The following is a 21,406-nucleotide window of genomic DNA, read 5'->3' as shown; positions in this document are numbered from 1 at the left end:
GAGTATGCCCATGCGCAACTGGTGGTGGCGTTCCGCGTACCGTCGACATGACTCGGGTGGACGGGCGATGCGATAGTTGGGCTGCGCTCTACGAACGGTGAGGACACCAGGTGCGGGTAGTGGTGATGGGGTGCGGCCGGGTCGGTGCCGCACTCGCCGATGGATTGGCCCGGATCGGCCACGATGTAGCCATCATCGACCGGGACTCCGCAGCTTTTCAGAGGCTGTCACCGGACTTCTCCGGCGATCGCGTGCTGGGCATGGGCTTCGACCGGGAAGTGCTGCTGCGCGCCGGCATTGAGGAAGCCGGCGCTTTCGCGGCCGTGTCCTCCGGCGACAACTCCAACATCATCTCGGCACGAGTGGCGCGGGAGACATTCGGGGTGCCCAAGGTGGTCGCCCGTATCTACGACGCCAAACGCGCCGCTGTCTACGAACGACTGGGCATTCCGACGGTGGCGACGGTCCCCTGGACCACCGACCGGCTCCTCAACGCATTGACCGGTGACACCGAGACCGCCCGATGGCGTGATCCCACCGGAACGGTGGCGGTCGCCGAAGTGCTGCTACATGAAGGGTGGGTCGGACGACGGGTCACCGACCTCGAGTCGGCCACCGGCTCGCGGGTGGCATTCCTACTCCGGTTCGGCACCGGAATCCTGCCCGAGCCCAAGACCATGATCCAGGCCAGCGACCAGGTGTACATCGCGGCGGTCTCCGGGCGGGTCGCGGAAGCGATGGCGATCTCGGCCCTGCCACCAAGTGACGACCTGGACTCAGGAGACAGCCGATGAGAGTAGCCATCGGGGGCGCCGGAGCCGTCGGCCGCTCGATCGCCCGGGAACTGATCGAGAACGGTCATGACGTCACCCTGATCGAACGCAACGCCGACCACATCGACGTCGATGCGATTCCCGCCGCACACTGGTGCCTCGGTGACGCCTGCGAGCTCTCCCTGTTGGAGTCGGTGCGGGCCCACGAGTTCGACGTGGTGATCGCCGCAACCGGAGACGACAAGGCCAATGTCGTGCTGTCGCTGTTGGCCAAGACCGAGTTTGCAGTGTCGCGGGTGGTCGCCCGGGTCAACGACCCGCGCAACGAATGGTTGTTCGACGAGGCCTGGGGTGTCGACGTGGCGGTCTCGACGCCCCGCATGCTCGCATCGCTGGTCGAGGAAGCTGTTGCGGTCGGCGACCTGGTACACATCATGGAATTCCGCAAGGGTGAGGCCAACCTGCTGGAGATCACCCTGCCCGATGACACACCGTGGGGCGGGAAGCCGGTCCGCAAGCTGGATCTGCCGCGCGACGCGGCACTCGTGACGATCCTGCGCGGCAATCGGGTCATCGTGCCGGAATCCGACGAACCCCTCGAGGGCGGCGACGAACTGCTGTTGGTGGCTTCCCCCGATGTGGAAGCCGACCTGCGCGCACTGCTGCTGCCCACCGGGCACCGCGGAAACTAGACCGCCCCGGCGTTCGGGGCCTACTCGGGCCGGTGAACCGGGTCCGGTTCCGGGTCGCGCCCGGGAATCGGTTCGGGCTCGGGCGCGGATTCCTCCGCGGCCTTGATGGCCTTCTGGGCAGACTTGATCGCGACGTAGGTCACCAGAGCGGCCAGCGCAGTCAGCGGCCATCCCATGGCGATGCGGGCGAATCCCAGCCATCCCGTCTGATCGGCGTCGTACAACTGGTGCTGGACCAGGAACCGCGACGCAAATACCAGCACCCACGTGGCGGTGGCCAGGTCGAAAGCCCGAACCGCACCGCGCACCGAGCGCCAGTCGTGGCCGTGCCCGCCGATCCAGCCCCACGCGTAGCCGACGGCAGGCCGGCGGATCAGTATGGAGAGGGTGAACACCGCGGCCCACACCAGCGACATCCAGATGCCGTACAGGAAATAGCCTTTGGCTTCACCGACCATGTAGGCGATCAGCGCGCAGAATCCGACGCCGATGAAGCCCGACACCGCGGGCTGGACGGATTCCTTGCGGATCAGCCGCCACACCAGGATCGCCGCGGCCACTCCGAGTGCCGACACGATGGCGGGCACCAAGCCGAAGATCGACGAGATCGGGACAAAAGCCACCACCGGCACCGACGAGTAGATCAGTCCGCTGATCCCGCCCATCTGGTCCATCAGTGCCTGGGCACTGGTACGGCTGGTGCCGTCCTCGGAATCGGCGTTCGCAGCCTGCCCGGGCGGCCAGCCACGGTTTTCGGAATCGGTGCTCAACTGGTTCCTTTGGTTCCTTCGAACGGTTCGATCCGCATACGTGGGGTGGCTTCGCTACCGCTGGATTTCATAGTGCGGGTTGTAAATCGCCTTGGTGCCGTTGTCCAGCTTGCCGACACGACCATGCACTCGCAAGGTCCGTCCGGAGTCGATGCCGGGAATCCGGCGTTGGCCCAACCAGACCAGGGTCACGGTGTCTGTGCCGTCGAACAGCTCGGCCTTCACCCCGCCGGCGCAGCCCTTGGCGTTGGCCTCGACGCTGCGCAGCGTGCCCACCATGGTGACCTCTTGACCGCGCTGACAGTCGATGGCGCGCTGCGCGCCGGTGACGGCTGCCTCATCGGTCAACTCGTCGACGTCGCGCTGTTCCGGATCTTCCGTCAATCGACGGGTGAGCCGCCTCAGATAACCTTCGGCCGCTGCCATCATCACTCCTGACATTCAGCGGATTCACAATGCCAACGACACGGTAGACCCGTTGGTTCCCGATTGCCACGCCGCATCGCGGCCAAACCACAACTTTCTCCATTGCGCGGTACCAGGGCACCATCAACGTCATGGTTGTTGATCTCCGTGGCGTGTCGACCGTCCTGCTGCCCGGAACCGGATCCGACGACGACTACACCTATCGGGTGTTCTCCGAGGTGTTGCACGGCGCAGGTGCGGTGCCGCTGCCCCATGCGCCACGCCCGCAACAGCTGATCGCCGGCTACCTGGAGGCCCTGGACCTCGCCTCCCGCGAGGCGCCGATCGCCATCGCCGGGGTCTCGCTGGGAGCCGCGGTGGGTGCCGCGTGGGCAATCACACACCCGGGACGCGCTGTCGCCGTGCTGGCCGCCCTGCCGGCCTGGACCGGTAGCCCGGATACCGCACCGGCTGCGCAGGCCGCCCGATACTCCGCCGGTGAGCTTCGGCGCGACGGGCTGGTCGCCGCGACCGCCCGGATGCGTGACTCCAGTCCGGGCTGGCTGGCCGATGAGCTGACCCGATCCTGGGTGCGTCAATGGCCCTACTTGCCGGAGGCCATGGAGGAGGCGGCCGGCTACGTCGCACCGACCGTCGACCAGTTGGAAACCCTGACGGCGCCACTGGCCGTCGTCTCCGCCACCGATGATCCGGTGCACCCCCTGGAGGTCGGGGTGGAGTGGGTCGCGGCCGCGCCGTACGCATCGCTGCGCACCGTCACCCTCGAGGAGTTCGGCCGCGATCCCGCCCTGCTCGGGGCGGCCTGCATGGCCGCCCTGAGCGATATCTGAAACTCGCTCGAGCTCAGCCGCCGGTGATGGTGCTGCGCAGCTGCTGCATCGCCGAACCCTGCGCGCCCCGCCGGGCGGCGGGAGTCGCCGGTGGCTGCTGCCCCTGTGCCTGCTGGGCTTGCTGAGCCTGCTGGGCTTGGGCGACAGCCGCCTGCTCAGCGGCGGCACGCAGTTGGGCGGCCATCGGTTCCGGCAGTTGCACCGGTAGCGGCGTGCGCACCGGAAGAGGTGTGGAATCACGACGGACCACAGTGTCGGACAATGCTTTCCGCGCCTCGGCCGCAAGAGCCGCGATGGTCTCGTGGGCACCGTTGACAACACACCGGATCATCCACCGGTAGCCGTCGACACCGATGAACCGCACCGCTCCAGCCGCGACGCCCACCACTTCGCGACCCCACGGCCCGGATTCGATGCTGACCTGGGCGCCGTCCTTGCGGAGCGACTCGGCCAGTTCGGTCGCCACCTCCCGCCACAGACCGGCGCTCTTGGGCGCGGCGTACGCGGCGACGGTGAACCGACCGTTGGGCGTGACGACCCAGACGGCGCTGGGCACACCGGTCTGGCTGAGCTCCACCTGAACCTGCCCCGCGGCCGGTAGCGGGATCAGCACCGACCCCAGGTCCAGACGGCCCACCTTGGCCACCTCGGGGTCGTCGAAATCCTCGATGTCGAACGGGCCGTCGTCGTCCTCGTCATCGGCGTCGACCTGCGCGCCGACGACCGCCGTGACCTCGTCGACCTCTGCGTCGTCTTTCTTGCTCTTACCGAATGCCATCACAAGCTCGAATGTCCTCCCGATGAGCCGTGGCCGCCAGCGCCACGGGTGGTGTCCCCCAAGCCCGCCTCGTCGAAAGACACGACTTCGACGAGTTCGGGGAGTTCGACGCGCTGAACCAGAAGTTGCGCGATCCGGTCGCCACGGCTGATCACGATCGGCTCGGCCGGATCGAGGTTGATCAACGAGACCTTGATCTCACCGCGATAGCCGGCATCGATCGTGCCCGGGCTGTTGACGATCGACAGACCGACGCGAGCCGCCAGTCCGGACCGCGGATGCACCAGGCCGACCATCCCGAAGGGAATCGCCACCGCGATACCGGTAGGAACCAGGGCACGTTGCCCCGGCGCCAGCGCCACATCCTGGGCGCTGAAGAGGTCCACCCCGGCGTCACCTTCGTGAGCGCGGCCGGGCAGAGGCAGTTCGGGGTCGAGGCGGACCACCGCCAGACGGGTCGACACGAGGCATCAGACTACTCTTGGCTCCGTGGTTGGTTCGCGTGTGACCTCGCAGACGGTGAGATACCGCGAGAGGCTCTGGGTGCCTTGGTGGTGGTGGCCGCTGGGCTTCATCCTGGCTGCGCTGATAGCGCTCGAAATCAACCAGGCAGCCAAATCGCTGCCGAACTGGGTGCCGTTCGCTGCCCTGTTCGGCGTGGCGTCCACCGTGCTGGTCTGGTTCGGGCGATCCGAAGTGGCGGTGATCGAAACCGACGGCGCCGTGGAACTCTGGGCCGGCCAGGCACACCTACCGGCATCGGTGATCACCAGATCAGCAGAAATCCCGCGGTCGGCGAAGTCGGCGGCCCTGGGACGCCAGCTGGATCCGGCGGCGTATGTGCTGCACCGGGGCTGGGTGGGTCCGATGGTTCTGGTCGTCCTCGACGATCCCGACGACCCGACACCGTACTGGCTGGTCAGCTGCCGCCGACCCGAACGCATTCTCTCGGCATTGCGTAGCTGAGCCCACCGGGAACACCGAAACACGCTGCGGCGCCGATCTGAGAGTCGGCGCCGATCTGTGGCTCTGGCCGGGCGCTGCCCGGCCAGAGCCACAGTCAGGTCAGGCTGCGCAGTCGCTGCAGATCATCATGCCGTTCTTCTCGCTGGCGAGACGGCTGCGGTGATGTACCAGAAAGCAACTCGAGCACGTGAACTCGTCAGCCTGTTTCGGGACGACCCGGACCGAAAGTTCTTCGCCGGACAGGTCAGCGCCCGGCAGCTCGAATGACTCCGCTGTCTCAGCTTCGTCGACGTCGACCACAGCCGACTGCGCTTCGTTCCGCCGTGCCTTGAGCTCCTCCAACGAATCCTCGGAAACGTCATCGGTTTCATTGCGCCGTGGAGCGTCATAGTCGGTAGCCATCGTTCTTCCCCTCTTGGTTCCCCGATCGCAAGCTCTTGCCAGCAGAGCTTTGTACCAGTGCCGAACGCTTGTGCCAAATGATTCGTGCCCGGAACCCCCTCCAATCAAGTGTGATTTACATCACATCTTCCCAAAGGGGGGCGGCTCAGGATTTGCACAGGACCTCTAGAGTGCACTCGTGGTCGCGCATATCACTGAAGGAACGGCGTTCGACAAACGTGGGTTGCCGTTCCGGCGCCGCAACATCTGGCCGGGCATCATCGTCGCCGCGGTACTCGCCATCGTCACGGGACTGATCTGGACGCTTGCCCTGACTCGCCCTCCGGAGGTGGTCCAGGCTGCGGTGTGCAATCCACCGCCCGAGCCCACCGACCCGGCCACTCCCCGACTCGGCGAAAAGGTGCCGAGCACCGAGATGGCGCGTGTCGAGCCGGCAAGGCTCGCCGAGACCAAGATCTCCGTGCTCAACGCCAGCGGGCGCGGCGGCCAAGCCGGCGAGGTGTCGGGCGAACTGCGAGACCTGGGGTTTGCCCAGCCGACAGCCGCCAACGACCCGATCTACGCCGGCGCCCAGCTCACCTGCCAGGGCCAGATCCGGTTCGGCCCCGCGGGCGAAGCCTCTGCCGCGGCGGTGTGGCTGGTGGCCCCTTGCACGGAACTCTTCCGCGACGAACGTGAGAGCGACTCCGTGGACCTGGTGATCGGCACCGACTTCACCACGCTGACCCACAGTGACGACATCAACGCCGTGCTGACGGGGTTGCAACCGGATGCCACCGAGCCCTCCGATCCGGCCCTGCTGACCAAGATCCACTCCGCCACCTGCTGAACCGGCCGGGGTCACTCCTCTATCGGTTCGAGTGCCCCCAGGCCCGCCAGCACCGCGTGGAACTCCTCGGCCACCCCGGGCGCGGCCGCCACCAACAGCTGCGTCGGCTCGGTGGGGAACATCATCTGCGCACCGGCCTCGGCCGCCACCAGCGCACCCGCTGCCCAATCCCAGACGTTGAGCCGGTGCTCGTAGTACAGATCGAGTCGCCCAGCGGCCACCATGCACAGGTCCAGAGCCGCCGAGCCGATCCTGCGGACGTCCCGCACCGACGGCATCACCCGCGACAACAGCACCGCCTGCGCGGCACGCCGGGACGGCTTGTACCCGAATCCGGTGCCCAGCAGCGCCATGGACAAGTTGTCGACGGGGTTGCAGCGCAGATCTTTCCGACCTGCCGGCCCCTCCACAGCGGCGCCGTGCCCGAGCGCGGCGTAGTACACCTCGCCGGACACCACATCGGCCACCGCGCCGGCGACCGAGACGCCGTCGACCTGGGCGGCAATGGACACGCCGTAGGCGGGAATGCCGTACACGAAGTTCACCGTGCCGTCGATCGGGTCGAGCACCCAGGTGATCGATCCTGCGGGCACCCCGTCGGCCGGCCCACCGCCCTCCTCACCGAGCACCGCATCGCCGGGACGCAGCTGTTCCAGCCGGTCCCGCAGCAATCGTTCGGTTTCGGTGTCCACCACGGTGACGGGGTCGGTCGGCGTGCTCTTGGTCCGCACACTGTCCGCGGCCGCGTCCGCAGCCGGGCCGGCATCGGAGGCATCGCCGAACACTTCGACGCGGCGCCGACGGACAAACTCCGCGGCCTCGGCAGCAAGCCGGCGGGCCACGTCGCGGAGCTCGACAACAAGGTCGTCGGACAGGGTTGCGGCGCGAGGGGAATCAGGTATCGAATCGGGCGAGATCACCCGACTATCGCAACACACAAGCCGCATCCGGGCGCACTCCCACCAAAGCAGTGCCGACACACTAGGGTGTGGATCGCCTACGCCAGCCACGTGAGGGAGCACAGCAATGACCGAATCCGATACCACTTCCTCTTCCTCCAAGCAGCATCTCGGTTTCGGCATCGACGTCGGTGGTAGCGGCGTCAAAGGCGGCATCGTCGACCTCGACACCGGAGCGTTGGTCGGCGAGCGCTTCAAGCTGCCCACCCCCCAGCCCGCCACGCCGACTGCCGTCGCACAGACAGTCGCCGCAGTGGTCAAGGAGTTCGGGTGGGACGGCCCGCTCGGCGTCACCTATCCCGGCGTCGTCACCCACGGCGTGGTGCGCACCGCGGCCAATGTGGACAAAGCCTGGATCGGCACCAACGTCGTCGAAACCATCAGCGGCGCCCTCGACGGCCAGCCGGTGAGCGTGCTCAACGACGCCGACGCGGCCGGGCTGGCGGAAGAGCGCTTCGGCGCCGGCAAAGACAACAGCGGGCTGATCGTGTTGCTCACCTTCGGCACCGGGATCGGTTCAGCGGTGATCCACAACGGCATACTCCTGCCCAACACCGAATTCGGGCACCTCGAGGTCGGGGGCAAGGAGGCCGAGCACCGAGCCGCCTCATCGGTCAAGGAACGCAAGGACTGGAGCTACCGGCGCTGGACCCAAGAGGTCACCAAGGTGCTCATTGCCGTGGAGAACGCGATCTGGCCCGACCTGTTCATCGCCGGTGGCGGCATCAGCCGCAAAGCCGAGAAATGGATCCCGCTGCTCGAGAACCGAACCCCGGTGGTGGCTGCCGCTCTGCAGAACACCGCGGGAATCGTCGGTGCTGCGATGGCCTCGCAAGGTGACGTCACGCACGGAACTCACTGATAGCCGCGAAATTTTGCCTGCTCGGCGCGGAGCAGCCCGTCTCAGTAGCTACAATGGTCAAGGCGGCCGCCACCCGGATAGCGGCGAAACTCCCCCCGAGAACCACGCCGAATAATTCCGATAGCCGACGCTCTCAGTGGCGCTTGCCCATAACCACTGGAAGTACAGCAAGACCGAAAGGGTGTACGTGGCAGCGATCAAAGCAAGCCCGGCAACCGAAGACACGGTGACCAGCACCGTCCAAGATCCGGCGACCAGCAGCGCTCTCGCACCGGCCAAGAAGGCGCCCGCAAAGCGGGTCGCCAAGGCTGGCGCGGCCAAGGCCCCCGCCAAGCGTGCCGCCAAGAAAGCTGACGGCTCGCCGACACGTGGCCGTCCCAAGAAGGGTGTCGCCAAGGCCGACGACGTAGACGGCGGCGACGACGTCGAAGCGCTCGACGACGATTTGGAGGCCGAGCCCGGCGAGGACCTCGAGGACGCAGACCTCGAACTCGAGGAGCTCGACGACTCCGACGACGAGGACTCGCCGGAGGCCGCCACCGGAACCGCCGCCGATGGCAAGAAAGCCGCCGCCGACGGCGAGGACATCTCCGAGCCGTCCGAGAAGGACAAGGCGTCCGGCGATTTCGTCTGGGACGAAGAGGAGTCCGAGGCGCTGCGCCAGGCGCGTAAAGACGCCGAACTCACCGCCTCGGCAGACTCGGTGCGCGCCTATCTCAAGCAGATCGGCAAGGTCGCACTGCTCAATGCCGAGGAGGAGGTCGAGCTCGCCAAGCGCATCGAGGCCGGGCTCTACGCCACCCAGCTGATGACCGAGCTGGCCGACAAGGGCGAGAAGCTGCCCGCGGCGCAGCGCCGCGACATGATGTGGATCTGCCGGGACGGCGATCGCGCCAAGAACCACCTGCTGGAGGCGAACCTGCGCCTGGTGGTGTCGCTGGCCAAGCGCTACACCGGCCGCGGCATGGCGTTCCTGGACCTGATCCAGGAGGGCAACCTCGGCTTGATCCGTGCGGTCGAGAAGTTCGACTACACCAAGGGCTACAAGTTCTCCACCTACGCCACCTGGTGGATCCGGCAGGCCATCACCCGCGCCATGGCCGACCAGGCACGCACCATCCGCATCCCGGTGCACATGGTCGAGGTCATCAACAAGCTGGGCCGCATCCAGCGTGAGCTCCTCCAGGACCTGGGCCGCGAGCCCACGCCCGAGGAGCTCGCCAAGGAAATGGACATCACGCCCGAGAAGGTGCTGGAGATCCAGCAGTACGCGCGTGAGCCCATCTCGCTGGACCAGACCATCGGCGACGAGGGTGACAGCCAGCTCGGTGACTTCATCGAGGATTCCGAGGCCGTGGTGGCCGTCGACGCGGTGTCCTTCACCCTCCTGCAGGATCAGCTGCAGTCGGTGCTGGAAACCCTCTCCGAGCGCGAAGCCGGTGTGGTGCGGTTGCGGTTCGGCCTGACCGACGGGCAGCCGCGCACCCTCGACGAGATCGGCCAGGTCTACGGTGTGACCCGCGAACGGATCCGGCAGATCGAATCCAAGACCATGTCGAAGTTGCGGCACCCCAGCCGTTCTCAGGTGCTGCGCGACTACCTCGACTAGATCCTCACGATCAACGAAGCCCGGCATAGCGAATAGCTATGCCGGGCTTCGTTGTTCGGCTGCAGGAAGCTCAGCGGTCCACAATGCCCGTGCGGCGGGCGGTTTCCCGCCCCGACAGCGCTCTTGTCGAAATCAAAATCGAAGCCGACGCCTACGTCGACGGGCCGGACTCACCGGGGCCCAACGGGCCGAATCTGCCGTCCGCCCCGGGCAGATACCGGGTGATACTTCTCACAGCACCAGTCGGCAACGGACCGTACAGATGCGGAAACAGCATCGCTTCAGGATCACCGGCAACACCGGGCTCCCACCGGACCGGCGCCGCGAGCCGGTCCGCGGACAGGTACAGCAGTACCAGATCGGTACGCCCCGCGAAGAGTCGATTGGCGGGCAGGTGTACCTGTTCAGGCGTCGAAAGATGAATGAAGCCGACCTCGGCCAGTGATGTGGGCCGGTACTGCGCCGACGCGGAGGCCGCTGACCACTCGTCGGCACCGCACAGATGCACCAGAACCGGGGAACTCGTGTTCATGCTGCAAGCTTGCCGTGGATCGGTCCGCGCTGAAACGGATCCCGCGTGAGACACGACACACCGATGAACACCCCGGGAACAAGGCCGGAACCGAAAACGTCTGAGACAGTAGAGACCACGCGAGAAACTGGAGGAGCCATGAACGCAACTCTGACCAGTCCCGAATTGACCAGGGCTGATCGCTGCGACCGTTGCGGCGCCGCCGCACGGGTGCGTGCGAAGCTCCCCTCGGGATCTGTTCTGTTGTTCTGCCAGCACCACGCGAACGAGCACGAGGCAAAGCTCGTCGAGTTGGCCGCAGTGTTGGAGATCAGCCCGACCGAACCCTGATCCGGCGGCGCGCCGGGAGCACCGTTTGGGCGTTGGGTGCCGCAGTCAGGGATGCTTGACGGGACATGACAGACCAGCCCGCCAAGCCTTCGCGGCATCACATCTGGCACATCACCAAACGCACCCTCGCCAAAGCGTGGGACGACTCGATCTTCGCGGAATCCGCCCAGGCGGGATTCTGGTCGGTGTTGTCGCTACCGCCGCTGTTGTTGGGGATGCTCGGCAGCCTCGCCTACATCGCACCGTTGTTCGGTCCTGACACTCTCGAAACGATCAACACCCAGTTGATCGCCACCGCGAGCAGTTTCTTCTCCGACAACATCGTCACCGAGATCATCGAGCCGACTGTTCGGGACATCGTTCAGGGCGCCCGGGGTGAAGTGGTGTCCCTGGGATTCGTGATCTCGCTGTGGGCGGGCTCATCGGCGATCTCGGCGTGGGTGGACTCCACCGTCGAGGCTCACGATCAGACACCGTTGCGCCACCCGGTACGGCAGCGGTTCTACGCCCTCGGCCTGTACGTGGCCGGGCTGCTGATGGTGATCGTCTCAGCGCCGTTCCTGGCGCTGGGTCCGCGCAAGATCGCCGAGCACATCCCCGAAAGCTGGGCCAACGTCTTGCAGTACGGTTACTTCCCCGTGCTCATCATCAGCCTGCTGGTGCTGGTGACCATTCTGTACCGGGTGTCATTGCCAGAACCGCTGCCCACCCATCGACTGGTGATCGGGGCCGCACTGGCGACCGCGGTCTTCCTCGTCGCGACCGGCGGGTTGCGGGTGTATCTGAGCTCGATCACCAAAACCGGATACACCTACGGGGCGCTGGCCACGCCCATCGCGTTCTTGCTGTTCGCGTTCTTCCTGGGGTTCGCCATCATGATCGGCGCCGAACTCAACGCTGCGATCCAAGAGGAATGGCCGGCGCCGGAGACACACGCGAACCGGCTGCGCTTCTGGTTACGGCAACGGCGAAACCAGCCGGCCCCGGAACCGGCGAAGGCCGAATCGGGTTCCGGGGTCCAGGACCGGGCCGGTGCCGCCGCCTCCGATGACGGGGGAACCGGCTCGGACAGCGCCGTCAGCCCTTCTTGAGGGATTCGTAGATGCGTTTACAGTCCGGGCACACCGGGGAGCCGGGCTTGGCCGATTTCGTGACCGGGAAAACCTCGCCGCACAGCGCTACGACGTGGGTTCCCATCACCGCGCTCTCGGCGATCTTGTCCTTCTTGACGTAGTGGAAGAACTTGGGCCGGTCGCTGTCATTGCCGTCGTCTGTCTTTTCGTCGACGTCGGTGCGTTCGAGAGTGTCGGTCTGCATGGCAACATTCTGCCGAGAAAATTACGCGCGACAAACCCGTGGCGCCGGTGTCACCCAATTGTGCGAGAGTAGAGGTCATGAAGCACAGCCCGCAGCTGGGTTTCGACGACGAGGGTCGGCCGATCCTGATCACCGAAGCGGCCCTCCCTTACGAAGAGGAACACCGCAAACGCGTCCGTAAATATTTGACGATCATGTCGTTCCGTATTCCGGCATTGATCCTTGCCGCCGCCGCATACGGGTGGTGGGAAAATGGTTGGGTCTCACTGCTAATCGTGGCGGTGTCCATCCCGCTGCCCTGGATCGCGGTGTTGATCGCCAACGATCGCCCGCCACGCAAACGTGAAGAACCGCGACGCTTCCAGGACTCGCGCGGCCGGATTCCGTTGTTCCCCGTCGCCGAGCATCCAGAGCTGGAACCTGGCACCGCACAAACGGATCCCGATGCGGAACGGCCATGACTCCCACATGAGGGACTTCTAGTTCGATTCTCAGAGCATTCTCAGGTCGAGCTGGCATTTGCGCACGTCAACGGGTGTGAATCGGCGGACGTGTGGGAACTCTTCTCTTCAGTCAGGCGTTGAACCACATGACAGTTCGAGCCACTGAGGAGGCCGATATGGCAAATGCCGCCGTTACTCGTATCGACAGCGATCTGGACGCCCAGAGCCCAGCCGCCGACCTCGTACGGGTGTATCTGAACGGTATCGGCAAGACGGCGTTGCTCAACGCCGCCGACGAGGTGGAGCTGGCCAAGCGCATCGAGGCCGGTCTCTACGCACAACATCTGTTGGACACGCGGAAGCGCCTCGGAGAGAACCGCAAACGCGATCTTGCGACGGTGGCCCGTGACGGCCAGGCCGCCCGCAGCCATCTACTGGAAGCGAACTTGCGCCTGGTGGTGTCGCTTGCGAAGCGCTACACCGGACGGGGCATGCCGCTGCTGGATCTCATCCAGGAGGGCAACCTCGGCCTCATCCGCGCGATGGAAAAGTTCGACTACACCAAAGGATTCAAGTTCTCGACGTACGCCACGTGGTGGATTCGTCAGGCGATCACCCGCGGTATGGCCGATCAGAGCCGGACCATCCGGCTTCCGGTGCACCTGGTCGAACAGGTCAACAAGCTGGCCCGCATCAAACGTGAGATGCACCAGAGCCTCGGCCGGGAGGCCACCGACGAAGAGCTGGCCGAGGAGTCCGGTATCCCCGTCGAGAAGATCAACGACCTGTTGGAGCACAGCCGCGACCCGGTGTCGCTCGACATGCCCGTAGGCAGCGATGAGGAGGCACCGCTCGGTGACTTCATCGAAGACGCCGAAGCCCTTTCGGCGGAGAACGCGGTGATCTCCGAACTGCTGCACACCGATATCCGCAGTGTGCTCTCCACCCTCGATGAGCGTGAGCACCAGGTCATCCGGTTGCGATTCGGTCTCGACGACGGACAGCCCCGGACGTTGGACCAAATAGGCAAACTGTTTGGTCTCTCGCGGGAACGGGTCCGCCAGATCGAACGCGAAGTGATGGCCAAACTGCGCCATGGCGAGCGTGCCGATCGACTTCGCTCGTACGCCAGCTAACCCGACGATCAGTGTGCCCGCCGCGTCTCCGACCGGCGGGCACACTGCTGTCTGGAGGCCGGCCGCTACGACTAGGATCCACATGTCGGCGTGCCGGCCAGAGCGGCACAATCGGTGCAGTTGCCCAAGTAGACTCGTCGGCGACGGAGGTGCCACATGAATGACCTGGTAGATACCACGGAAATGTATCTGCGGACGATCTATGACCTCGAGGAAGAGGGCGTCGTGCCGTTGCGGGCGCGGATCGCCGAACGCCTGGAACAGAGCGGTCCGACGGTGAGCCAGACGGTCTCACGGATGGAACGGGACGGCCTGTTGCACGTGGCTGGAGACCGCCACCTCGAGCTCACCGAAACCGGCCGAGCACTCGCCGTGGCGGTGATGCGCAAGCACCGGCTGGCCGAGCGCCTTCTCGTCGACGTGATCGGCCTGCCGTGGGAAGAAGTCCACGCCGAGGCCTGCCGTTGGGAACACGTGATGAGTGAGGACGTCGAGCGGCGGCTCGTGGCGGTTCTGGACAACCCCACGGTGTCACCGTTCGGAAACCCGATTCCGGGCCTCTCCGAACTCGGTATCGGCACCACCCAAAGCCCCGAAGAGGAAAACCTGGTGCGGCTCACCGAGCTGCCGGCCGGCTCGCCGGTAGCCGTTGTCGTGCGGCAGCTGACCGAGCACGTCCAGGGCGACACGATGCTGATCGGCCGGCTCAAAGAGGCCGGCGTGGTACCGAATGCACGTGTCACCGTCGAGTCGAGCCCCCATGGCGGAGTCACCATCGTGATCCCCGGCCACGAACAGGTTGAGCTTCCCCACGAAATGGCCCACGCGGTCAAGGTGGAGAAAGTCTGAATCGCCGCCGGGCCGGATTCATCCGGCCCGGCGCCCGACTTCTTCACGCGCAGGCAACACCACCCCGAGCTCGTCGGCCAGACGGTAAGCAGTCACCGCGAGATCGCGGATCTGTTCCGGGCGCATCCCCGCCTGCAGTGCCGTGTCCAGCATCCCCGCCATCCGGTGCACCGGGTCGATGCGCAACGCCGCCTCCAACGACACCCCCGCCAATGGCCCGTCACCACGCGCATAGGCGGAGAACGCGAGCTGGACCAGCGCTTCAACCCGCCACTGCTCCGGCAGTACCCGGGCAAGCGCTGCCCACAGGGCTTCCGCAGCGTCGGCAGCTGCTCCGACCGCAAGGCCGTACAGCGTGTCGCGCACCCGAAGATCGGCCATCCCGAACCCGACCACCGCGATCTCGGCATCGGTGAGCTCAGCCCCGGCCGCGATCCGCGCCGTCGCAGCCAACGTGTCCTGGACCGCCCGCCTGGCCCTGGAGGTTGTGTCCGCGGCCGCTGCCTCCGGCTCCCCCGCCTGCAACGCCGCCACCGCCTCTGCGACCCGCTGGGATCGAGGACCGTCGTCGACCGCGATCACCGCTTGCAGGTCACTGCGACGACCGTAGAGTCGGCGGCCGTCCAGGACCGCGGCGACGGCCACCGGTGAGCATTCCGGGTCGTTGACCCGGCCCCGGGCCCCACAGCCGTCGACGCAGTGCCACTGGCCTCCCGCGGCCACCCGGTCCACCAAATGCGCCGCCACCAACGGGATGTCCCGACCTCCGACTTCGGTGGCCAGGGCCGCTGCCAGCCGCTGATGGCCCTCGATGCACATCGGGCACCGCGCACCGGCGGCGTCGACGATGACGGCGATGACCGCGTCCGGCCGGGCTGCCGCGGCCGCCGATACCAGCTCTCCGAGGTTGTCTGAGAGCTCATTGTCGAGGTCGACCCGCAGCACAGCACCGATCTGGCCGCGGTCGACGGTGACCAGGACCAGCGAGTCCTCAGGAGTGAAGCCCAGGATCGCCGGGATGGCGGCGATCAACGCCGCGGGCTCGTTCAGATCGAAGTCCGCGGAACCGAAGTCCAGATGATGAGATGTCATAGCCCAGAGGCTGGCAACCGGGACCGTCACAAACGCAGCGCTGCGGCGCCCGGGACCGCAGGACTGTGGATGAACCTCGAACTCTGAGCGGCCGGCCCCCAGTGTTCACGCCACATTGACATTGTCGGCATGCGATCGACGGTCAATGGGCGTAGACAGCTATCCATGGTTTCGACGCAGGAATACGACCTGGTAGTCATCGGCTCCGGCCCGGGCGGTCAGAAAGCGGCCATCGCCGCGGCCAAACTCGGCAAAACCGTGGCCGTGATCGAACGCGGACGCATGCTCGGCGGCGTCTGCGTGAACACCGGCACCATCCCGTCCAAAACCTTGCGTGAGGCGGTTGTCTACCTCACCGGCATGAGCCAGCGCGAGTTGTACGGCGCCAGCTACCGCGTCAAAGAGAAGATCACCCCCGCCGATCTGCTGGCACGCACCCAGCATGTGATCGGGCGAGAGATCGACGTGGTGCGCAACCAGCTGATGCGGAACCGGATCGACCTGCACACCGGACACGCACGGTTCCTCGACGAGCACACCGTGCTCGTCGAGGACCAGAGCCGCGGCGAGCGCTCCACCATCAGCGGTGACTACATCGTGATCGCCACCGGCACCAAGCCGGCGCACCCGGCCGGAGTCGAATTCGACGAAGAACGAGTCCTCGACTCCGACGGCATCCTGGACCTGAAGACCCTGCCGTCGTCGATGGTGGTGGTCGGTGCCGGGGTGATCGGTATCGAATACGCCTCCATGTTCGCGGCCCTCGGCACCAAGGTGACGGTGGTCGAGAAACGCGACTCCATGCTCGAGTTCTGCGACCCGGAGATCGTCGAGGCGCTGCGGTTCCATCTGCGCGACCTGGCCGTCACCTTCCGCTTCGGCGAGGAGGTCACCGCCGTCGACGTCGGCGGCGCAGGCACGGTGACCACGCTGGCCAGCGGCAAGCAGATCCCAGCCGAGACCGTCATGTACTCCGCGGGCCGCCAGGGCCAGACCGATCACCTCGATCTCGGCAACGCCGGGTTGGAGGCCGACAACCGCGGCCGGATCTTCGTCGACGACAACTATCAGACCAAGGTCGATCACATCTACGCCGTCGGTGACGTCATCGGCTTCCCGGCCTTGGCGGCGACGTCGATGGATCAGGGGCGCCTCGCCGCCTACCACGCATTCGGCGAGCCGTGCCACGGCATGACCGAACTCCAGCCCATCGGCATCTACTCGATCCCCGAGGTGTCCTACGTGGGAGCCACCGAGGTCGATCTGACCAAGGAATCCATTCCGTACGAGGTCGGCGTCTCCCGCTACCGCGAACTGGCCCGCGGACAGATCGCCGGTGACTCCTACGGAATGCTGAAGTTGCTCGTGTCCACCGACGACCTACGACTGCTCGGCGTGCACATCTTCGGTACGAATGCCACCGAGATGGTGCACATCGGCCAGGCCGTCATGGGCTGCGGCGGCACCGTCGAGTACCTGGTGGACGCAGTGTTCAACTATCCGACGTTCTCCGAGGCGTACAAGGTGGCGGCCTTGGACGTGATGAACAAGATGCGCGCCCTCAACCAGTTCCGCAGCCGCTGACCGTGGCGCCTGTGTGACAGAGCCGGCCTGCGGGAAGCCTCTGACCGCGCCGCCGGCGGGTAAACCTGAAGGAATGTCCACCTCACCACCGAACGTTGCGAAGGGAAGCGGTGGGTCTGTGAATACACAGACGACGTATTGAGGGAAACTAGGACAACACGGCGCATGACCGGAGAATGACTGCGCCGCGACGAGGAGGCGAGAGACACATGGGTGACAGCGACGGCTCCGAGCACGGACCGGAAGCCCACACCGATCGGCAGTATCAACCTGACCAGAGCGGAATGTACGAACTGGAGTTCCCCGCTCCGCAGCTGTCGTCGGTTGACGGACGAGGCCCGGTACTGGTGCACGCGCTCGAGGGCTTCTCCGATGCCGGCCACGCCGTCAAACTGGCCGCCGAGCACCTCACGCAGACACTCGACACGGAGTTGGTCGCCTCCTTTGCCATCGACGAGCTGCTCGACTACCGCTCGCGGCGGCCGTTGATGACATTCAAGACCGACCACTTCACTCAGTACGAGGCCCCCGAGCTCAATCTCTATGCCTTGCACGACAGCATGGGCACCCCGTTCCTGCTGTTGGCCGGTTTGGAGCCGGATCTGAAATGGGAACGCTTCATCACCGCGGTCCGGCTACTGGCCGAGCGTCTCGATGTCCGCCGCACCATCGGATTGGGCGCCATCCCGATGGCGGTCCCCCACACCCGTCCGGTCACCCTGACCGCGCATGCCAATGACAAGGAACTGATCGCCGAGCACACCCCGTGGGTGGGCGAGGTGCAGGTGCCCGGCAGTGTGTCGAATCTCCTGGAGTACCGGATGGCCCAGCATGGGCACGAGGTCATGGGGTTCACCGTTCACGTTCCGCACTACCTGGCCCAGACCGACTACCCGGACGCCGCCAAGGCCTTGCTCGAACAGGTCGCCAAGGCGAGTTCGCTGGAGATCCCGCTGGCGGCTCTCGACGACGCTGCCGCCGAGATCAGGACCAAAATTGACGAGCAGGTCGAAGCCAGCTCGGAGGTGGCTCAGGTGGTCAGCGCACTCGAGCACCAGTACGATGCATTCGTTGCAGCTCAGGAGAATCGCTCATTGCTTGCCCGCGACGAGGAACTCCCCAGCGGCGACGAACTGGGAGCGGAGTTCGAGCGCTTCCTGGCGCAGCAGGCCGGAGAACCGTTCCAGGACCCGTTCCGGGACGACGACACGACCTGAGCCACACCGCGCCGGGTCGGCACCCCGCTCAGTACCACCGCGCGACGGGGGCCCTACGACGAAGTTGGTGCAGATGACGAATCCGACCACATTGTCAGCGGCAACGGGTATGCCCTGTCCTGCGGTGCAATTCGAATGACCGACCGCAAGCGAAACCTGCGCTCGGTGCGGGAGCTGACCCCGACGCTCGACTTCCGGACCATTCACGGTTACCGCCGGGCGTTCCGCATCGCCGGGTCCGGGCCGGCGCTGCTGCTGATCCACGGAATCGGCGACAACTCGACCACCTGGTCGACGGTCCAGTCCAAGCTGGCCCAGCGTTTCACCGTGATCGCTCCGGATCTTCTCGGGCACGGCCAGTCCGACAAGCCGCGGGCCGACTATTCGGTGGCTGCCTATGCCAATGGCATGCGCGATCTGCTCGGTGTTCTCGATATCGAGAAGGTCACCGTGGTCGGGCATTCGCTGGGCGGCGGCGTCGCAATGCAATTCGCCTACCAGTTCCCCCAGCTGGTGGATCGGTTGATCCTGGTGGGTGCCGGTGGCGTGACCAAAGACGTCAATGTCGCGCTTCGGGTGGCCTCGCTGCCGTTGGGTGGTGAAGCGTTGTCGCTGCTGCGGCTTCCACTGGTACTGCCGGCAGTGCAAGCTGTCGGCGCGGTCGCGGGAAAGGTGTTCGGCACCACCGCGTTGGGCCGGGACCTGCCCAACGCGCTGCGGATCCTGCGCGACCTCCCGGAACCGACCGCCACTTCCGCGTTCACCCGCACCCTGCGCGCCGTAGTCGACTGGCGCGGGCAAGTCGTCACCATGCTGGATCGCTGTTATCTCACCGAAACGGTTCCGGTGCAATTGATCTGGGGCGAGCAGGACGTGGTGATCCCGGTCAGCCATGCCAGAATGGCACACGCTGCGATGCCCGGCTCGCAGCTGGAGATCTTCAAACGCTCCGGACACTTCCCCTTCCACGACGACCCCGACCGGTTTGTCGAAGTGGTCGAACAATTCATCGAAACCACCCAACCCGCCGAGTATGACCAGACCGCACTGCGCGACCTGTTGCGCACCGGTGTCAGCGAATCCACCTTGTCCGGGACCGTCGATACCAAGGTCGCGGTGCTCGACGCCATGGGAACCGACGAGCGCAGCGCCACCTGACAGCGCAGCGCCATCTCGACAGTGACGTCCCCGACAGTCTGAGCGCGCCCAGTACAGTCGTGTCATGGCTATCGATGTCGCAGTGCTGCGAGTGTTCACCGATCCGGCCGGCAATTTCGGAAACCCGCTCGGAGTGGTCGACGCCGCCGTCGTCGCTCCCGAGTTCCGACAGCAGCTGGCAACGCAATTGGGTTACAGCGAAACGATTTTCATCGATCCTCCCTCCGCCGGCAGCACCACGGCGCACATCACCATCTTCACACCTGCCGTTGAAATCCCGTTCGCAGGCCACCCCACGGTCGGGGCCGCGTGGTGGTTACGCGAACAGGGAACACCGGTGAACACACTGCAGGTTCCCGCCGGGATCGTGCCGGTGGCCTACGGCGCACGGGGCGATGAGAGTCTGATCTCGATCAGTGCCCGCGCAGAGTGGGCACCGGAGTTGGCCATTCACGATCTCGAGACGGTCGACGACCTTGCCGCGGCCGATCATGCCGACTACCCCGACGACACCGAGCACTATCTGTGGACGTGGATCGACCGGGACCAGGGTGCAGTTCGCTCCCGGGTGTTCGCCGCTCACCTCGGGATTCCCGAAGATGAAGCGACCGGATCCGCCGCAGTACGGGTGACCGAATACTTGAGCCGCAATCTGGCGATCACTCAGGGTAAGGGATCACAGATTCTCACCAACTGGAGCCCGGATGGCTGGGTCCAAGTCGCGGGCCGAGTCGTCTTCGACGGCACCGTGGACGTCGAACTGTCCTGACGGCGCGCAACTGCTCGGATCAGCTGGGCGTCGATACCTGTCGATGCTCGCGCAGCGAGCGGATCTCCTGCTCGAAATCCTCGGCCGACGAGAACGAGCGATACACCGACGCGAACCGTAGATAGGCCACCTCGTCGAGCTCACGCAGAGGACCCAGAATCGCCAGGCCGACCTCGTTGCTCGGGACCTCCGGAGAACCGGCTGCCCGAATGGTGTCTTCCACCTGCTGCGCCAACAGATGCAGGGCGTCCTCGGCCACGTGCCGCCCTTGACAGGCCCGCCGCACACCGCGCATCACTTTCTCGCGCGAAAAGGGCTCGGTCACGCCACTGCGCTTGACCACAGCGAGTATCGCCGTCTCCACCGTGGTGAATCGACGACCGCACTCTGGACATGACCGCCGTCGCCGAATGGCCTGGCCCTCATCCGCTTCGCGGGAATCGACCACACGAGAATCCGGGTGCCGACAGAAAGGACAGTGCATCACCGCTCCTTTGCCGTCTGCGATTGACTTCTTCTCAGAGAGTACCTGCGCCACGTTGAGCCCAGCCACCGCAGTCTTTGTAGGGGCCGCTGAGGGCTCGCCCACCGGAGTCACCGTAAGCACCACCGAGGATGTCAGCGCCGGCTTCACGGTGGGTGGCGACGCGTGCGCCGGAACGACAGTGCCCATGCACCACCTGAGTTGATCAGGCCCGGAAACCATTTCAGCCCACTGGTGCGATCAGTGTCTGGCCGGCGTTCACGGCGGCGCCGTCCAACTGATTGAGCTCACGGATCTGCTTCACCGTCTGGCCAACCGGCATATCCGGCGCCACCCGGACCGCGACAGTCTGCAATGTCTCCCCCGATTGCACCTGGACCACCGCAAGCTTGCCCGGACCGGGGACGGTCGCCCCCTGGATCGCTTCCCCGAACTGCGCCACCGCCCCCAGCCACACCGTGATCAGGGCGGCCAGCAGCGCCAAGCCCACGGTGGTGGCAGGAGTGATCGAACGCTGCCGACGGTGCGGCGCCCGCGACATCAGAACCCCGGCGCCGGACCGCCGTGGTGGCGCACCGGCCGGCCGGACCGACATCGGC

The 21,406-nt window shown here is 65.8% G+C and carries 27 protein-coding genes; 16 read left to right on the top strand and 11 right to left on the bottom strand.

The genetic code is table 11. The features are described 5' to 3' along the window. Positions 1 to 110 precede the first annotated feature (110 nt). Complete coding sequence (locus WBB07_RS17355; protein ID WP_526309637.1) at positions 111 to 794, top strand: potassium channel family protein; 684 nt, start codon at positions 111 to 113, stop codon at positions 792 to 794. Then, on the top strand, positions 791 to 1,465 hold the full coding sequence (locus tag WBB07_RS17350) for a potassium channel family protein (RefSeq protein WP_526309636.1): 675 nt from the start codon (positions 791 to 793) through the stop codon (positions 1,463 to 1,465). Before WBB07_RS17355 ends, WBB07_RS17350 begins: the two co-directional genes overlap by 4 nt. 20 nt (positions 1,466 to 1,485) lie before the next feature. Here WBB07_RS17350 and WBB07_RS17345 read toward each other — a convergent pair whose 3' ends face one another. Both WBB07_RS17345 and WBB07_RS17340 read right to left on the bottom strand, forming a co-directional pair. Continuing rightward, positions 1,486 to 2,139: a DUF3159 domain-containing protein gene (locus WBB07_RS17345; RefSeq protein ID WP_526309647.1), complete on the bottom strand. Its 654-nt coding sequence runs from the start codon at positions 2,137 to 2,139 to the stop codon at positions 1,486 to 1,488. 150 nt (positions 2,140 to 2,289) lie between these two features. Next, positions 2,290 to 2,661, bottom strand: a complete 372-nt coding sequence (locus tag WBB07_RS17340) for an OB-fold nucleic acid binding domain-containing protein (protein WP_526309635.1) — start codon at positions 2,659 to 2,661, stop codon at positions 2,290 to 2,292. 131 nt (positions 2,662 to 2,792) lie between these two features. On the opposite strand from WBB07_RS17340, the gene WBB07_RS17335 reads away from it, so the two are divergent. Beyond that, positions 2,793 to 3,491 (top strand): alpha/beta fold hydrolase, encoded by a 699-nt coding sequence (locus WBB07_RS17335; RefSeq protein WP_526309634.1) that lies wholly within the window; start codon positions 2,793 to 2,795, stop codon positions 3,489 to 3,491. Positions 3,492 to 3,504: 13 nt separating this feature from the next. Here the strand turns inward: WBB07_RS17335 and WBB07_RS17330 are convergent, their stop codons facing one another. Continuing rightward, the gene (locus WBB07_RS17330) at positions 3,505 to 4,269 is read right to left on the bottom strand and encodes a DUF3710 domain-containing protein (RefSeq protein ID WP_526309633.1); all 765 of its coding nucleotides are present in this window, start codon (positions 4,267 to 4,269) and stop codon (positions 3,505 to 3,507) included. Further along, a complete protein-coding gene (gene dut, locus WBB07_RS17325; RefSeq protein WP_526309632.1) occupies positions 4,269 to 4,733 on the bottom strand; it encodes a dUTP diphosphatase in 465 nt (154 codons plus the stop codon). The genes WBB07_RS17330 and dut overlap by 1 nt, the downstream gene beginning before the upstream one ends. 25 nt (positions 4,734 to 4,758) lie before the next feature. Between dut and WBB07_RS17320 the strand changes: the two genes are divergently transcribed. Next, a complete protein-coding gene (locus WBB07_RS17320; RefSeq protein ID WP_526309631.1) occupies positions 4,759 to 5,235 on the top strand; it encodes a DUF3093 family protein in 477 nt (158 codons plus the stop codon). A gap of 99 nt (positions 5,236 to 5,334) precedes the next feature. On the opposite strand, the gene WBB07_RS17315 is transcribed toward WBB07_RS17320, so the two are convergent. Then, positions 5,335 to 5,637: a DUF4193 family protein gene (locus WBB07_RS17315; RefSeq protein WP_526309630.1), complete on the bottom strand. Its 303-nt coding sequence runs from the start codon at positions 5,635 to 5,637 to the stop codon at positions 5,335 to 5,337. 178 nt (positions 5,638 to 5,815) lie between these two features. Between WBB07_RS17315 and cei the strand changes: the two genes are divergently transcribed. Then, complete coding sequence (gene cei, locus WBB07_RS17310) at positions 5,816 to 6,466, top strand: envelope integrity protein Cei (RefSeq protein ID WP_526309629.1); 651 nt, start codon at positions 5,816 to 5,818, stop codon at positions 6,464 to 6,466. Positions 6,467 to 6,477: 11 nt separating this feature from the next. On the opposite strand, the gene WBB07_RS17305 is transcribed toward cei, so the two are convergent. Further along, complete coding sequence (locus tag WBB07_RS17305; protein WP_526309628.1) at positions 6,478 to 7,413, bottom strand: inositol monophosphatase family protein; 936 nt, start codon at positions 7,411 to 7,413, stop codon at positions 6,478 to 6,480. A gap of 79 nt (positions 7,414 to 7,492) precedes the next feature. Between WBB07_RS17305 and ppgK the strand changes: the two genes are divergently transcribed. Then, positions 7,493 to 8,287 carry a polyphosphate--glucose phosphotransferase gene (gene ppgK, locus WBB07_RS17300; RefSeq protein ID WP_526309627.1) on the top strand — a complete coding sequence of 265 codons (795 nt, stop codon included), beginning with the start codon at positions 7,493 to 7,495 and terminating at the stop codon, positions 8,285 to 8,287. A gap of 136 nt (positions 8,288 to 8,423) precedes the next feature. Continuing rightward, positions 8,424 to 9,896 (top strand): RNA polymerase sigma factor, encoded by a 1,473-nt coding sequence (locus WBB07_RS17295; protein WP_526309626.1) that lies wholly within the window; start codon positions 8,424 to 8,426, stop codon positions 9,894 to 9,896. Between the two features lie 151 nt (positions 9,897 to 10,047). On the opposite strand, the gene WBB07_RS17290 is transcribed toward WBB07_RS17295, so the two are convergent. Then, positions 10,048 to 10,428, bottom strand: coding sequence for a DUF952 domain-containing protein (locus WBB07_RS17290; protein WP_526309625.1), 381 nt, complete (start codon positions 10,426 to 10,428; stop codon positions 10,048 to 10,050). 138 nt (positions 10,429 to 10,566) lie between these two features. Here WBB07_RS17290 and WBB07_RS17285 point away from each other — a divergent pair, with 138 nt between their 5' ends. Together WBB07_RS17285 and WBB07_RS17280 are read left to right on the top strand one after the other, a co-directional pair. Continuing rightward, the gene (locus WBB07_RS17285) at positions 10,567 to 10,758 is read left to right on the top strand and encodes a DUF7455 domain-containing protein (protein ID WP_526309624.1); all 192 of its coding nucleotides are present in this window, start codon (positions 10,567 to 10,569) and stop codon (positions 10,756 to 10,758) included. 65 nt (positions 10,759 to 10,823) lie between these two features. Then, positions 10,824 to 11,849 (top strand): YhjD/YihY/BrkB family envelope integrity protein, encoded by a 1,026-nt coding sequence (locus WBB07_RS17280; protein WP_526309623.1) that lies wholly within the window; start codon positions 10,824 to 10,826, stop codon positions 11,847 to 11,849. On the opposite strand, the gene WBB07_RS17275 is transcribed toward WBB07_RS17280, so the two are convergent. Beyond that, entirely contained in the window at positions 11,836 to 12,075 is a 240-nt protein-coding gene (locus WBB07_RS17275) for a DUF3039 domain-containing protein (RefSeq protein WP_526309622.1), read from the bottom strand. The genes WBB07_RS17280 and WBB07_RS17275 overlap by 14 nt on opposite strands. Positions 12,076 to 12,152: 77 nt before the next feature. Here WBB07_RS17275 and WBB07_RS17270 point away from each other — a divergent pair, with 77 nt between their 5' ends. The 3 genes from WBB07_RS17270 (at position 12,153) to WBB07_RS17260 (ending at position 14,503) form a co-directional block, all read left to right on the top strand. Next, on the top strand, positions 12,153 to 12,536 hold the full coding sequence (locus tag WBB07_RS17270) for a DUF3099 domain-containing protein (RefSeq protein WP_526309621.1): 384 nt from the start codon (positions 12,153 to 12,155) through the stop codon (positions 12,534 to 12,536). Positions 12,537 to 12,664: 128 nt separating this feature from the next. Next, a complete protein-coding gene (locus tag WBB07_RS17265) occupies positions 12,665 to 13,654 on the top strand; it encodes a sigma-70 family RNA polymerase sigma factor (protein ID WP_526309620.1) in 990 nt (329 codons plus the stop codon). A gap of 156 nt (positions 13,655 to 13,810) precedes the next feature. Beyond that, positions 13,811 to 14,503, top strand: a complete 693-nt coding sequence (locus WBB07_RS17260; protein ID WP_526309619.1) for an iron-dependent transcriptional repressor DtxR — start codon at positions 13,811 to 13,813, stop codon at positions 14,501 to 14,503. 18 nt (positions 14,504 to 14,521) lie between these two features. Here the strand turns inward: WBB07_RS17260 and WBB07_RS17255 are convergent, their stop codons facing one another. Beyond that, complete coding sequence (locus WBB07_RS17255; RefSeq protein WP_526309618.1) at positions 14,522 to 15,595, bottom strand: DUF4192 family protein; 1,074 nt, start codon at positions 15,593 to 15,595, stop codon at positions 14,522 to 14,524. Positions 15,596 to 15,760: 165 nt separating this feature from the next. Here WBB07_RS17255 and sthA point away from each other — a divergent pair, with 165 nt between their 5' ends. The 4 genes from sthA to WBB07_RS17235 all read left to right on the top strand — a co-directional run bounded on the left by sthA (position 15,761) and on the right by WBB07_RS17235 (position 20,323). Further along, positions 15,761 to 17,179 carry a Si-specific NAD(P)(+) transhydrogenase gene (gene sthA / locus WBB07_RS17250; protein WP_526309617.1) on the top strand — a complete coding sequence of 473 codons (1,419 nt, stop codon included), beginning with the start codon at positions 15,761 to 15,763 and terminating at the stop codon, positions 17,177 to 17,179. 209 nt (positions 17,180 to 17,388) lie between these two features. Then, complete coding sequence (locus WBB07_RS17245; RefSeq protein ID WP_526309616.1) at positions 17,389 to 18,396, top strand: proteasome assembly chaperone family protein; 1,008 nt, start codon at positions 17,389 to 17,391, stop codon at positions 18,394 to 18,396. 135 nt (positions 18,397 to 18,531) lie between these two features. After that, a complete protein-coding gene (locus WBB07_RS17240) occupies positions 18,532 to 19,554 on the top strand; it encodes an alpha/beta fold hydrolase (protein ID WP_526309615.1) in 1,023 nt (340 codons plus the stop codon). A 64-nt stretch (positions 19,555 to 19,618) separates the two neighbouring features. After that, positions 19,619 to 20,323, top strand: a complete 705-nt coding sequence (locus WBB07_RS17235) for a PhzF family protein (RefSeq protein ID WP_526309614.1) — start codon at positions 19,619 to 19,621, stop codon at positions 20,321 to 20,323. Positions 20,324 to 20,342: 19 nt separating this feature from the next. Here WBB07_RS17235 and nrdR read toward each other — a convergent pair whose 3' ends face one another. Beyond that, a complete protein-coding gene (gene nrdR, locus WBB07_RS17230) occupies positions 20,343 to 20,807 on the bottom strand; it encodes a transcriptional regulator NrdR (protein ID WP_526309646.1) in 465 nt (154 codons plus the stop codon). Between the two features lie 223 nt (positions 20,808 to 21,030). Beyond that, the coding region (locus WBB07_RS17225; protein WP_526309613.1) for a LysM peptidoglycan-binding domain-containing protein at positions 21,031 to 21,406 on the bottom strand (376 nt) is incomplete at its 5' end.

It is taken from the genome of Mycobacterium sp., assembly GCF_049647605.1.
Lineage (GTDB): Bacteria > Actinomycetota > Actinomycetes > Mycobacteriales > Mycobacteriaceae > Mycobacterium.
Note: the sequence above shows the minus strand (reverse complement) of the source record. Positions and strands in the feature narration are given on the sequence as shown.

Coding starts and splice junctions, on each gene's coding strand:
- WBB07_RS17350 (WP_526309636.1), top strand. CDS start 791: ATGAGAGTAGCCATCGGGGGCGCCGGAGCCGTCGGCCGCTCGATCGCC.
- WBB07_RS17345 (WP_526309647.1), bottom strand. CDS start 2,139: ATGGACCAGATGGGCGGGATCAGCGGACTGATCTACTCGTCGGTGCCG.
- WBB07_RS17340 (WP_526309635.1), bottom strand. CDS start 2,661: ATGGCAGCGGCCGAAGGTTATCTGAGGCGGCTCACCCGTCGATTGACG.
- WBB07_RS17335 (WP_526309634.1), top strand. CDS start 2,793: ATGGTTGTTGATCTCCGTGGCGTGTCGACCGTCCTGCTGCCCGGAACC.
- WBB07_RS17330 (WP_526309633.1), bottom strand. CDS start 4,269: ATGGCATTCGGTAAGAGCAAGAAAGACGACGCAGAGGTCGACGAGGTC.
- WBB07_RS17315 (WP_526309630.1), bottom strand. CDS start 5,637: ATGGCTACCGACTATGACGCTCCACGGCGCAATGAAACCGATGACGTT.
- WBB07_RS17305 (WP_526309628.1), bottom strand. CDS start 7,413: ATGCGGCTTGTGTGTTGCGATAGTCGGGTGATCTCGCCCGATTCGATA.
- ppgK (WP_526309627.1), top strand. CDS start 7,493: ATGACCGAATCCGATACCACTTCCTCTTCCTCCAAGCAGCATCTCGGT.
- WBB07_RS17290 (WP_526309625.1), bottom strand. CDS start 10,428: ATGAACACGAGTTCCCCGGTTCTGGTGCATCTGTGCGGTGCCGACGAG.
- WBB07_RS17285 (WP_526309624.1), top strand. CDS start 10,567: ATGAACGCAACTCTGACCAGTCCCGAATTGACCAGGGCTGATCGCTGC.
- WBB07_RS17280 (WP_526309623.1), top strand. CDS start 10,824: ATGACAGACCAGCCCGCCAAGCCTTCGCGGCATCACATCTGGCACATC.
- WBB07_RS17275 (WP_526309622.1), bottom strand. CDS start 12,075: ATGCAGACCGACACTCTCGAACGCACCGACGTCGACGAAAAGACAGAC.
- WBB07_RS17270 (WP_526309621.1), top strand. CDS start 12,153: ATGAAGCACAGCCCGCAGCTGGGTTTCGACGACGAGGGTCGGCCGATC.
- WBB07_RS17265 (WP_526309620.1), top strand. CDS start 12,665: ATGACAGTTCGAGCCACTGAGGAGGCCGATATGGCAAATGCCGCCGTT.
- WBB07_RS17260 (WP_526309619.1), top strand. CDS start 13,811: ATGAATGACCTGGTAGATACCACGGAAATGTATCTGCGGACGATCTAT.
- WBB07_RS17255 (WP_526309618.1), bottom strand. CDS start 15,595: ATGACATCTCATCATCTGGACTTCGGTTCCGCGGACTTCGATCTGAAC.
- sthA (WP_526309617.1), top strand. CDS start 15,761: ATGGTTTCGACGCAGGAATACGACCTGGTAGTCATCGGCTCCGGCCCG.
- WBB07_RS17245 (WP_526309616.1), top strand. CDS start 17,389: ATGGGTGACAGCGACGGCTCCGAGCACGGACCGGAAGCCCACACCGAT.
- WBB07_RS17240 (WP_526309615.1), top strand. CDS start 18,532: ATGACCGACCGCAAGCGAAACCTGCGCTCGGTGCGGGAGCTGACCCCG.
- WBB07_RS17235 (WP_526309614.1), top strand. CDS start 19,619: ATGGCTATCGATGTCGCAGTGCTGCGAGTGTTCACCGATCCGGCCGGC.
- nrdR (WP_526309646.1), bottom strand. CDS start 20,807: ATGCACTGTCCTTTCTGTCGGCACCCGGATTCTCGTGTGGTCGATTCC.